General features: G+C 66.7%; 11 protein-coding genes and 1 tRNA gene. All 12 read left to right on the top strand.

Annotation, left to right across the window (positions count from 1 at the left end; translation table 11 throughout):
• Positions 1–826: molybdopterin dinucleotide binding domain-containing protein (locus tag D588_RS0106905; RefSeq protein WP_017915461.1), on the top strand; the 826-nt coding region annotated here is incomplete at its 5' end.
• Positions 823–1,914: an NADH-quinone oxidoreductase subunit NuoH gene (nuoH, locus tag D588_RS0106910; RefSeq protein WP_017915462.1), complete on the top strand. Its 1,092-nt coding sequence runs from the start codon at positions 823–825 to the stop codon at positions 1,912–1,914. The genes D588_RS0106905 and nuoH, both read left to right, overlap by 4 nt.
• 3 nt (positions 1,915–1,917) lie before the next feature.
• On the top strand, positions 1,918–2,406 hold the full coding sequence (gene nuoI / locus D588_RS0106915; RefSeq protein ID WP_012915532.1) for an NADH-quinone oxidoreductase subunit NuoI: 489 nt from the start codon (positions 1,918–1,920) through the stop codon (positions 2,404–2,406).
• 9 nt (positions 2,407–2,415) lie between these two features.
• On the top strand, positions 2,416–3,063 hold the full coding sequence (locus tag D588_RS0106920) for an NADH-quinone oxidoreductase subunit J (protein ID WP_017908130.1): 648 nt from the start codon (positions 2,416–2,418) through the stop codon (positions 3,061–3,063).
• Positions 3,060–3,365 (top strand): NADH-quinone oxidoreductase subunit NuoK, encoded by a 306-nt coding sequence (nuoK, locus tag D588_RS0106925; protein ID WP_017908131.1) that lies wholly within the window; start codon positions 3,060–3,062, stop codon positions 3,363–3,365. Before D588_RS0106920 ends, nuoK begins: the two co-directional genes overlap by 4 nt.
• A 7-nt stretch (positions 3,366–3,372) precedes the next feature.
• The gene (gene nuoL, locus D588_RS0106930) at positions 3,373–5,520 is read left to right on the top strand and encodes an NADH-quinone oxidoreductase subunit L (protein WP_017912008.1); all 2,148 of its coding nucleotides are present in this window, start codon (positions 3,373–3,375) and stop codon (positions 5,518–5,520) included.
• Positions 5,521–5,540: 20 nt separating this feature from the next.
• A complete protein-coding gene (locus D588_RS0106935) occupies positions 5,541–7,043 on the top strand; it encodes an NADH-quinone oxidoreductase subunit M (protein ID WP_017915463.1) in 1,503 nt (500 codons plus the stop codon).
• Positions 7,044–7,079: 36 nt separating this feature from the next.
• The gene (gene nuoN, locus D588_RS0106940) at positions 7,080–8,555 is read left to right on the top strand and encodes an NADH-quinone oxidoreductase subunit NuoN (protein ID WP_026143462.1); all 1,476 of its coding nucleotides are present in this window, start codon (positions 7,080–7,082) and stop codon (positions 8,553–8,555) included.
• Between the two features lie 207 nt (positions 8,556–8,762).
• Positions 8,763–8,839 (top strand) — tRNA-Met (locus D588_RS0106945).
• Between the two features lie 207 nt (positions 8,840–9,046).
• The gene (gene rimP / locus D588_RS0106950; RefSeq protein ID WP_017915464.1) at positions 9,047–9,652 is read left to right on the top strand and encodes a ribosome maturation factor RimP; all 606 of its coding nucleotides are present in this window, start codon (positions 9,047–9,049) and stop codon (positions 9,650–9,652) included.
• On the top strand, positions 9,649–11,160 hold the full coding sequence (nusA, locus tag D588_RS0106955) for a transcription termination factor NusA (RefSeq protein WP_017908136.1): 1,512 nt from the start codon (positions 9,649–9,651) through the stop codon (positions 11,158–11,160). Before rimP ends, nusA begins: the two co-directional genes overlap by 4 nt.
• 95 nt (positions 11,161–11,255) lie before the next feature.
• Positions 11,256–11,845: IF-2-associated domain-containing protein (locus D588_RS24200; protein ID WP_039726237.1), on the top strand; the 590-nt coding region annotated here is incomplete at its 3' end.

Genomic DNA, 11,845 nt, shown 5'->3' on the forward strand with positions numbered 1-11,845 from the left:
GCGTGCCGCCGCGCGCGACTTCGCCGCCGCCACTGGCGCGGCGCTGTGCCGCATCCCGCAGGGCGCGAACGCGCTGGGCCTGTCGCGCTACGGTGTGCTGCCGCGCGGTCGCAATGTCGCCGCGATGCTGGCCGAGCCGCGCAGCGCCTACGTGCTGTACGGCCTGGAGCCGGGCCTGGACTTCGCCGACGCCGCCGCCGCGCGCAGCGCGCTGGCCGGCGCCAAGGTGGTGGCGTTCAGCCACTTCGCCTGCGCCTCCACCCGCGACGTGGCCGATGTGATCCTGCCGATCGGCGCGTTGCCGGAAATCGAGGCGACGCTGACCAACCTCAACGGCAGCGACCAGCGCACCCGCGCCGGCGGCAAGCTGCCGGGCGAGGCCCGCGAGGGCTGGCGCGTGCTGCGCGCGCTCGGCGGCGAGCTGGGCCTGCCCGGCTTCGAGTTCATCGACCTGGCCGGGCTGCGCGACGGCCTGCAGCCGCGCGAGGTCGCCGCGGCGAGCTCGGCGCAGCCGGCACGCCAGGACGAGGGCCTGGAACTGGCCGCCAGTCCGGCGATCTACCGCACCGATGCGGTGGTGCGCCGCGCGCAGGCGCTGCAGCAGCATCCGCTCAACCGCGCGCCGGGCATTGCGCTGCATCCGGACGAGGCGGCGCGCCTGGGCCTGAGCGACGGGCAGATGGTCAAGGTCGGCACCGCGGCGGGTAGCGCCACGTTGCCGCTGGCGACGGACAAGCGGGTCGCGCCGGGCGCGGCCTGGATCGAAACGGGCCACGGCGCGACCGCGCCGCTGGGCGCCGGTCGGGTGACGGTGGTGGCTGCATGAACGAGATGCTGTTGAACGTGGTCGACCCGCTGCACCAGTGGTTCCTCGGCCTGGGCGCCCTCGGCGTGGTCCTGTGGATCGTGCTGAAGATCCTGCTGATCGCCATGCCGGTGATCATCGCGGTGGCGTTCTACGTGGTCTGGGAGCGCAAGCTGATCGGCTGGATGCACGTGCGCCACGGGCCGATGTACGTGGGCATGGGCATCTTCCAGGCCTTCGCCGACGTCTTCAAACTGCTGTTCAAGGAAATCATCCAGCCCAGCAGCTCGCACAAGGCGATGTTCGTGATCGCGCCGCTGATCACCCTGGCGCCGGCCTTCGCCGCCTGGGCGGTGGTGCCGTTCGACGCCAAGCTGGTGCTGTCCAACGCCAACGCCGGCCTGCTGTACCTGCTGGCGATGACCTCGCTGGGCGTGTACGGCATCATCCTGGCCGGCTGGGCGTCCAACTCCAAGTACGCCTTCCTCGGCGCGATGCGCTCGGCGGCGCAGGTGGTCAGCTACGAGATCGCGATGGGCTTCGCCCTGGTCGGCGTGATGATCGCGGCCGGCAGCCTGAACCTGAGCACGATCGTGCAGGCGCAGGCCGGCAGCTCCGGGTTCTTCGACTGGTTCCTGATCCCGCTGTTCCCGCTGTTCATCGTGTACTGGGTGTCCGGCGTGGCCGAGACCAACCGCGCGCCGTTCGACGTGGTCGAAGGCGAGTCGGAAATCGTCGCCGGCCACATGGTCGAGTATTCGGGCGGTGCGTTCGCGCTGTTCTTCCTGGCCGAATACGCCAACATGATCCTTGTCAGCTTCCTGGTCTCGATCTTCTTCCTGGGCGGCTGGCTGAGCCCGATCCAGGGCTGGGTCACCGCGGACATCTCGCCGTGGGTCAACTGGATCTGGACCGGTGGCTGGCCGTGGCTGCTGATAAAGGTGCTGTTCTTCGCCAGCGCGTACATCTGGTTCCGCGCCAGCTTCCCGCGCTACCGCTACGACCAGATCATGCGCCTGGGCTGGAAGGTGTTCATCCCGCTGACGATCGTGTGGATCGCGGTGACGGCATTGATGGTGTTCTACGGCGTGATCCAGAAGGGCGTGTAAGCGATGAATAAAATCACCCATTACTTCAAGAGCCTGCTGCTGCTCGAGTTGCTCGGCGGCCTGTGGCTGACCTTGAAGTACACGTTCCGTCCCAAGTACACCGTGCTGTACCCGATGGAGAAGTTCCCGCAGTCGCCGCGCTTCCGCGGTCTGCACGCGCTGCGCCGCTATCCCAACGGCGAAGAGCGCTGCATCGCCTGCAAGCTGTGCGAGGCGGTGTGCCCGGCGCTGGCGATCACCATCGACTCGACCAAGCGCGAGGACGGCACCCGCCGCACCACCCGCTACGACATCGACCTGTTCAAGTGCATCTACTGCGGCTTCTGCGAGGAAAGCTGCCCGGTGGATTCGATCGTGGAGACCCAGGTGCTGGAGTACCACTTCGAAAAGCGCGGCGAGAACATCGTCACCAAGCCGCAGTTGCTGGCGATCGGAGACCGGCTCGAGGCCGAGATCGCCGAGCGCCGCGCTGCCGACGCTCCCTTCCGCTGAGGTTCCGAAATGGATTGGGTCAATATCGCTTTCTGGATCTTCGCCACCATCGCCGCGGTCGCCGCCGGCGCGGTGATCAGCGTGCGCAACCCCGTGTACGCGGTGCTGTGCCTGATCCTGACGTTCTTCTCCATCGCCTGCGTGTGGCTGCTGGTGGGCGCCGAGTTCCTCGGCGTGACCCTGGTGCTGGTCTACGTCGGCGCGGTGATGGTGCTGTTCCTGTTCGTGGTGATGATGCTGGACATCGACACCGCCCGCATGCGCGAAGGCTGGGTGCGCTACCTGCCGGTGGGCCTGGTGGTGGCAGTGGCGATGCTGGTGCAGATGGTCACCCTGATCGGCGTGAAGGCGCGCAGCGCGGCGCCGTTCCCGGCCGACAACGCCGCGGCGCAGGCCGCCGACACCTCCAACATCACCTGGCTGGCCAAGACCCTGTTCACCCAGTTCCTGCTGCCGTTCGAGTTCGCCGCGATCATCCTGACCGTGGCGGTCGTGGCCGCCGTGATGCTGACCCTGCGCAAGCGCACCGGCATCAAGACGCAGAACCCGGGCGACCAGTCGCGGGTCAAGGCCGGCGACCGTCTGCGCATGGTCAAGATGGCCGCCGAAAAGCCCACGCTCCACACTCCGCCGGCATCGCAGGAGGGCCAGCCATGATCTCCCTAGGCCATCTGCTGGCGCTCGGCGCGGTGCTGTTCTGCATCGCCCTGGCCGGCATCTTCCTCAACCGCAAGAACGTCATCGTGCTGCTGATGTCGATCGAGCTGATGCTGCTGTCGGTCAACATCAACTTCGTCGCCTTCTCGCGCGAGCTCGGCGACGCCGCCGGCCAGTTGTTCGTGTTCTTCATCCTGACCGTGGCCGCGGCCGAAGCCGCCATCGGCCTCGCGATCCTGGTGACGCTGTTCCGTACCCGCCACACGATCAACGTGGCCGAAGTCGATTCGCTGAAGGGCTGACCTGCAGATGGAAATTACGCTCTCCAAGAGTCTGCTGATCGCGGTGGTGCTGGCCCCGCTGGTCGGCAGCATCATCGCCGGCCTGTTCGGCCGTCAGGTCGGCCGCAAGGGCGCGCAGTTCGCCACCATCCTCGGCGTGGCGGTCAGCTGCGCGCTGTCGTGCTGGACCCTGTACCAGTTGGTCGGGCAGGGCGCCTCGCCGTTCAACCAGAACCTCTACACCTTCTTCGAGGTCGGCCACTATTCGGCCCACGTCGGCTTCATGGTCGACCGCCTGACCGCGATGATGATGGTGGTGGTGACCTTCGTGTCGCTGCTGGTGCACATCTACACCATCGGCTACATGGCCGACGATCCGGGCTACCAGCGCTTCTTCAGCTACATCTCGCTGTTCACCTTCTCGATGCTGAGCCTGGTGATGAGCAACAACTTCCTGCAGCTGTTCTTCGGCTGGGAAGCGGTGGGCCTGGTGTCGTACCTGCTGATCGGCTTCTGGTTCAAGCGCCCGACCGCGGTGTTCGCCAACATGAAGGCGTTCCTGGTCAACCGCGTCGGCGACTTCGGTTTCATCCTCGGCATCGCCGGCGTGCTGCTGTGGTTCGGCACGTTGGACTACGCCAGCGTGTTCGCCAACGCCACCGCGGTGCTGGGCAGCGATGCCGCCGGCGGTCTGGCCCAGGTGCAGTTGTTCCAGGGTCATGCCTGGAACGTCTCCACCATCATCTGCGTGTGCCTGTTCATCGGCGCCATGGGCAAGTCGGCGCAGGTGCCGCTGCACGTGTGGCTGCCGGACTCGATGGAAGGCCCGACCCCGATCTCGGCACTGATCCACGCCGCGACCATGGTCACCGCCGGCATCTTCATGGTGGCGCGCATGTCGCCGCTGTTCGAGCTGTCGCAGACCGCGTTGAACTTCGTGCTGGTCGTCGGCGCCACCACCGCGTTCTTCACCGGCCTGATCGGCATCGTGCAGAACGACATCAAGCGCGTGGTCGCCTACTCGACGCTGTCGCAGCTGGGCTACATGACCGTGGCGCTGGGCGTGTCGGCGTACTCGGCCGCGGTGTTCCACCTGATGACCCACGCCTTCTTCAAGGCGCTGCTGTTCCTGGCGGCCGGCTCGGTGATCATCGGCATGCACCACGAGCAGGACATGCGCAAGATGGGCGGCCTGCGCAAGTACATGCCGATCACCTACTGGACCAGCGTGATCGGTACCCTGGCGCTGGTCGGCACCCCGTTCTTCGCCGGCTTCTATTCCAAGGACACCATCATCGAGGCGGCGCAGCACCACGCGCACACCTCGCATGGCTGGATTGCGACCTACGGCTACTGGGCCGTGCTCGGCGGCGTGCTGATCACCAGCTTCTACAGCTTCCGCCTGCTGTTCCTGACCTTCCATGGCCAGGAGCGCTTCCGCGATGCGCATGCGCACCACGATGCGCATCATGACGACGCCCACGGTGCGCATGCCCACGACGATCACGCACACGACGATCACGGCCACGGCCACCACGGCGCGCACGAACCGCACGAGTCGCCGTGGGTGGTGACGGTGCCGCTGATCCTGCTGGCGATCCCGTCGATCGCGATCGGTTTCTTCACCATCGGCCCGATGCTGTTCGGCACCGACTGGGCGGGGCACCATGCCGCGGCGGCGATCAAGGGCCAGGCGGTCAGCTTCTTCACCGGCATCGTCGACTTCTACGATCCGGCGCGCGACACCGTCGGCGCGCTGGCCGAGGAGTTCCACGGCCCGGTCGCGTTCGCCCTGCACGGCCTGACCCAGCCGCCGTTCTTCCTGACCCTGGCCGGCTTCGCCCTGGCCTGGATCCTGTACCTGTGGAAGCCGGAACTGGCGGCGAAGGCGCGCAAGACCTTCTCGGTGCCGGTGTGGATCCTCGAGAACAAGTACGGTTTCGACAAGCTCTGGATCGGCGGTTTCGCCGGCGGCGGCGTGCGCCTGGGCAAGGTGTCGCGCGCGGTGGATACGCATGTCGTGGACGGCGTCATGGTCAACGGCACCGCACGCGTGATCGACCTGGCGGCCAATCTGCTGCGTCGCACGCAATCCGGTTTCCTCTATCACTACGCCTTCGCGATGATCGTCGGTCTCATTGCCCTGCTGGGCGTGCTGATGCATTTCTGGCGTTGACCTGTACGGAATAAGAACACGTGTCGAACTGGCCTCTACTCTCCATCCTGATCTGGCTGCCGATCATCGGCGGCGCCCTGGTGCTCGCCCTGCGTGACGCGCGTGCGGCGCGCTGGGCGTCGCTGCTGGTGGCGTTGCTGACCTTCGCGCTCAGCCTGCCGCTGCTCACCGGTTTCGACTACGCCAGCGACGCGCTGCAGTTCGTCGAGACCCATGCCTGGATCCCGGCATACGACATCGGCTACAACCTCGGCGCCGACGGCATCGCGGTGGCGCTGATCGTGCTGACCACGCTGGTCACGGTGCTGGCGCTGATCGGCGCGTGGACCTCGATCGACAAGCGCGTCAACCAGTACGTGGCCGCGTTCCTGATTCTGGAAGGCGTCACCGTCGGCATCTTCTCCGCCACCGACGCGATGCTGTTCTACGTGTTCTTCGAGGCGATGCTGATCCCGATGTTCCTGATCATCGGCATCTGGGGCGGCCCGCGCCGCATCTACGCCGCGGTCAAGTTCTTCCTGTACACCTTCCTCGGCTCGGTGCTGATGCTGGTCGGGTTGATCTACCTGTACCTGAAGGGCGGCAGCTTCCAGCTCGCCGACCTCTGCCAGCTGTCGCTGACCTCGAAGGAGCAGACCTGGCTGTTCTTCGCCTTCCTGATCGCCTTCGCGGTCAAGGTGCCGATGTTCCCGGTGCACACTTGGCTGCCGGATGCGCACGTGGAAGCGCCGACCGCCGGTTCGGTGATCCTGGCGGCGATCGCGCTGAAGATCGGCGGTTACGGCTTCCTGCGCTTCAACCTGCCGATCCTGCCCGATGCCAGCAACGAGTGGGCGTGGCTGGTGATCGCGCTGTCGCTGATCGCGGTGATCTACGTCGGCCTGGTCGCCCTGGTCCAGGACGACATGAAGAAGCTGATCGCCTACTCGTCGATCGCGCACATGGGCTTCGTCACCCTCGGCACCTTCGTCGCCTTCGCCCTGGTCGGCTTCGGCAGCACCGATGCGGCCCGGTTGGGCCTGCAGGGCGCGATGGTGCAGATGATCTCGCACGGCTTCGTGTCCGGCGCGATGTTCTCCTGCGTCGGCGTGCTGTACGACCGCATGCACACCCGCCGCATCGCCGACTACGGCGGCGTGGTCAACGTGATGCCGTGGTTCGCGACCTTCGCGATGCTGTTCTTCATGGCCAATGCGGGCCTGCCGGGCACCAGCGGCTTCGTCGGCGAGTTCATGGTCATCATGGCCAGCTTCCAGGCGCACCCGCTGCTGGCCTTCGGCGCGGCGACCACCCTGGTGATCACCGCCGCCTACACCCTGTGGCTTTACAAGCGCGTGTTCTTCGGCGAGGTCGCCAATGCGCACGTGGCCGAGCTGAAGGACATCAACGGCCGCGAGGCGCTGGTGCTGGGCGTGTTCGCACTCGGCGTGCTGGCCCTGGGCCTGTATCCGAAGCCGTTGACCGACCTGATGGAGCCCTCGATCGCGAAGCTGGCGGCGCAGATCGCCACCAGCAAGCTGTAAGCGGCCGTCGAGCGTATTGATTCCAGAGATTTGATGATGACCACCCCTGCGCTGCTGCCTCTGACCACCGTCGACCTGCCGCCCCTGCTGCCCGAGCTGGTGCTGACCGCCGGTGCCTTCTTCCTGCTGATGCTCGATCTGTTCATCAGTGAGCGCAACAAGGCCTGGACCCACATCGTCTCGGTGGCGATCCTGGTCGCGGTGTTCGCGATGCTGCTGGCCGGCGTGGGCGGGCAGGGCGAGGTGTTCAACGGCATGTTCGTGCGCGATGCCGCCGCCGACGTGATGAAGACGGTGATCGTCGGCCTCAGCGCGCTGACCCTGATCTACGGCTGGAGCTACCTGCGCGAGCGGAAGCTGTACCAGGGCGAGATCCCGGTGCTGGTGCTGTTCGCCACGGTCGGCATGATGATCCTGGTCTCGGCCGGCAGCCTGCTGATGGTCTACCTGGGCCTGGAACTGCTGGCGCTGTGCTCCTACGCGCTGGTCGCCTCCAACCGCGACAACGGCATGGCCACCGAAGCGGCGATGAAGTACATCGTGCTCGGTTCGCTGGCCTCCGGCCTGCTGCTGTACGGCATGTCGCTGATCTACGGCGCCACCGGCACGCTGAGCCTGAGCGGCATCCACGAGGCGATCGGCAACGGCCGCGAGCACATGCTGTTGCTCACCGGCACGGTGTTCATGATCGCCGGCGTCGCCTTCAAGCTCGGCGCCGCGCCGTTCCACATGTGGTTGCCGGACGTCTACCAGGGCGCCCCGGCGCCGATCGCGCTGTTCATCAGCTCGGCGTCCAAGCTGGCCGCGTTCGGCATGGCCTACCGCCTGCTGGAAGTGGGCGTGGGCCCGCTGGCGGCGCAGTGGCACTGGGTGATCGGCGGCCTGGCGGCGCTGTCGCTGGTGGTCGGCAACCTGATGGCGGTGGCGCAGAGCAACCTCAAGCGCATGCTGGCGTATTCCACGGTCTCGCACATCGGCTTCCTGCTGCTGGGCGTGGCCGGTGGCGGCGAGCGCGGCTATGCGGCGGCGCTGTTCTACGCGATCTGCTATGCGGTGATGTCCACCGCCTCGTTCGGCGCGATCATCGCGCTGTCGCGCAAGGGCTTCGAGGCCGAGAACATCGACGACTTCAAGGGCCTGAACGCGCGCAACCCGTGGATGGCGCTGCTGGTGCTGTGCATCATGGCCTCGCTGGCCGGCGTGCCGCCGTTCCTGGGCTTCTGGGCCAAGCTGGCGGTGCTGGGCGCGGTGGTCGCGGTGCCCGACCAGAACCTGTGGTGGACCGGCCTGGCGGTGCTGTCGGTGCTGTGTGCGGTGATCGGCGCGTTCTATTACCTGCGCGTGATCAAGGTGATGTATTTCGACGAGCCGGTCGGCACGCCGCTGCCGGCCAACGACGACCGTGTGCTGGGCGTGGCGCTGGGCGTCAACGCGCTGGGCCTGCTGGCCTTCGGCCTGGCCTGGAGTCCGCTGATGGCGTGGTGCCAGCGCGCTTTCGCGCACCTGGCCTGATCGCGAAAGGGCGGTTTTCCCGCTGTTTTCCGCCAACGCCGCCGCAAGGCGGCGTTGGCGTTTTTGCATTCGGCGATGCGATTGTTGTTTCGTTTTCCATCGTGTGCGGTTATCATGGCGTCCTTCGAACGGCAGCGTCGCTACCGCATCGAGATGAAAATCAGGGCTTGCAATCGACGCACTGATTCTTCATAATTCCGCTTCTGCTGCGGGGTGGAGCAGTCTGGCAGCTCGTCGGGCTCATAACCCGAAGGTCGCAGGTTCAAATCCTGCCCCCGCTACCATCTTTGTCTGCAGCGGCAACCAGTGCATCGGTTGTCTGCGGCAGGGAAGTTTGGGCTTCGCGATGACGCATGTTCCCGTCGTCGCAACCGGAATCCAGCGTGACCGGAGTTTTACCGGACAAGGGGCCCAGAGGGCCCTTTGTCGTTTCCGGGGTCCGGGAAATGCACGCAATCGACTTTTCAACCTTTTCAGATGCAAGGCAGGCTGTGAGCGACAAGGCAAACGAAATCGCGACTCTGCTGGGCCCGACCGTGGACGCGTTGGGCCTGGAACTGCTGGGCGCGGAATACCTGCCGGCCCCCGGCGGCGCCACGCTGCGCCTGTACATCGACGTGCCGCTGGCCGAGCAGCCCGAGCGCATCGTCAACATCGACGATTGCGAGCGGGTCAGCCGCGAGGTGTCGGCGCAACTGGACGTGGAAGACCCGATCAGCGGCAACTACACGCTGGAGGTGTCCTCGCCGGGCGTGGACCGGCCGCTGTTCAGCGCCGAACAGTTTTCCCGCCATGTGGGCGAATCGGCCAAGGTGGTGCTGAAGTTGCCGCAGCAGGGCCGTCGGCGCCTGCAGGGGCGCATCGTGCAGGCCGACGCCGCTACCGGCCGCATCACTTTCGAGGTCGACGGCGCCGAACTGACTGTGGACTTCGACAACATCGACAAGGCGCGGATCATGCCCGACTGGGCAGCGCTGGGTCTGGCGCCGACCAAGCCGGGCAAGGGCCCGAAGCCGGCCGGCAAGAACGCAAAATCCAATAAGAAACCATCCAACGAACCGGCGGCCGACGAGGCTGCGCGCGGAGCGAAAGAATGAGCAAGGAACTGTTGCTGGTAGTCGACGCGGTGGCCAACGAAAAGGGCGTGCCGCGCGAAGTGATCTTCGACGCGATCGAGGCCGCCTTGGCGTCGGCGGCGAAGAAGCGCTACCCCGACCAGGACGTGCTGACGCGCGTCACCATCGACCACAAGGACGGCACCTACGAGACCTTCCGGCGTTGGGAAGTGGTGGCCGACGATGTGGTGATGGAATCGCCCGACCGACAGATCCGCCTGATGGACGCGGTCGACGAGGCCGAGGGCGTGGACGTCGGCGACTACATCGAAGAGCAGATCGAGAACCCGGACTTCGGCCGCATCGCCGCGCAGGCCGCCAAGCAGGTGATCGTGCAGCGCGTGCGCGAGGCCGAGCGGCAGCAGGTGGTGGACGCGTGGAAGGATCGCGTCGGCGAACTGGTCACCGGTGTGGTCAAGCGCGCCGAGCGCGGCAACATCTACGTGGACCTGGGCGGCAACGCCGAGGCCTTCATTCCCAAGGACAAGGGCATCCCGCGCGACGTGCTGCGCGCCGGCGACCGCGTGCGCGGCTACCTGGCCGAAGTGCGTTCGGAGCCGCGTGGCCCGCAGCTGTTCATCAGCCGCGCCGCGCCGGAATTCATGATCGAGCTGTTCAAGCTGGAAGTGCCGGAAGTGGGCCAGGGCCTGGTCGAGATCAAGGCCTGCGCACGCGATCCGGGCGACCGCGCCAAGATCGCGGTGCTGGCGCACGACACCCGCACCGATCCGATCGGCGCCTGCATCGGCATGCGCGGGTCGCGCGTGCAGGCGGTGTCCAACGAGCTCAACGGCGAGCGCGTGGACATCGTGCTGTGGAACGACAACCCGGCCAACTTCGTCATCAACGCGATGGCGCCGGCCGAGGTGCAGTCGATCATCGTCGATGAAGAAAAGCACTCGATGGACCTGGCGGTGGCGGAAGACCGCCTGGCCCAGGCGATCGGCAAGGGCGGCCAGAACGTGCGCCTGGCCAGCCGCCTGACCGGCTGGCAGCTCAACGTGATGACCGCCGAGCAGGTCGCGGCCAAGTCCGAGGCCGAGCAGGCCGTGGCCCGCCAGCTGTTCATGGACAAGCTGGAAGTGGACGAGGAGATCGCCGCGATCCTGGTTGCCGAGGGCTTCAACTCGGTCGAGGAAATCGCCTACGTGCCGGTCGGCGAGCTGCTGGCGGTGGAAGGCTTCGACGAGGACATCGTCGAGGAATTGCGCGCGCGTGCCCGCGACGCGCTGCTCAACGAGGCGCTGGCCGCCGAGGAGAGCGACGACGACGGTGTGCCGGCGGCGGACCTGCTGTCGCTGCCGGGCATGGACGAAGCCACCGCCTACGCGCTGGCCGGCCATGGCGTACGTACCAGCGAGGACCTGTCGGATCTGGCTGCCGACGAAATCCTCGAGTTCGGCATCGAGGACCTGGACAAGGACCGCGCCGCGGCCCTGATCCTGGCCGCCCGCGCCGAGGAGATCGCCCGCCTGGAGCGCGGCGAATGAGTCAGCGATGAATGCCGCCCTGACCCGATCAGGGCTTAGAATCCGCGCTACCTTCGCACGCGGCGAGGGGGCGCCAACCAGATCATAGGATCCGAATGTCGCAGCAAACCACCATCCGCAAGCTGGCCGAACTGGTGAACACGCCGGTCGAGAAACTGCTGGTTCAACTGGCCGACGCCGGGATGAAGTTCAGCGGTCCCGACCAGGTCGTCACCAGCACCGAAAAGATGAAGCTGCTGGGCTTCCTGCGCCGTACCCACGGCAAGACCGACAAGCCGGTCGAGGAAGAGGCCCAGGCGGCGCCGAAGAAGATCACCCTGAACCGGCGCAAGCTGCAGGAAGTGACGGTCAGCGCCGGGCGCAGCAAGACCACGGTCAACGTCGAGGTCCGGCAGAAGCGCACCTACGTGAAGTCGGCCGAGGACCTGGCCGCCGAGCGTGCGGCGCCGTCCGCGGGCGGACGGGTGGACGACGAGCGCGCCGAGATCCTGCGCAAGCTGGAGGAATCCAAGCAGCGCAATCTGGCCGAACAGCAGAAGCTCGCCGAGCAGGACCGCGCGCGCGCCGAGGAAATCGAGCGCAAGCGCAAGGCCGAGCAGGAAGCGCGCGAGCGTGCCGAGGCCGAGCAGCGTGCGGCCCAGGCCGCGCTGGACGCCGAGTCGGCGCCGCCGGCTGCGGCGCCGTC

Origin of the sequence: Xanthomonas sp. SHU 308, assembly GCF_000364645.1 — a bacterium.
In the GTDB taxonomy this organism is placed as follows: domain Bacteria; phylum Pseudomonadota; class Gammaproteobacteria; order Xanthomonadales; family Xanthomonadaceae; genus Xanthomonas_A; species Xanthomonas_A sontii.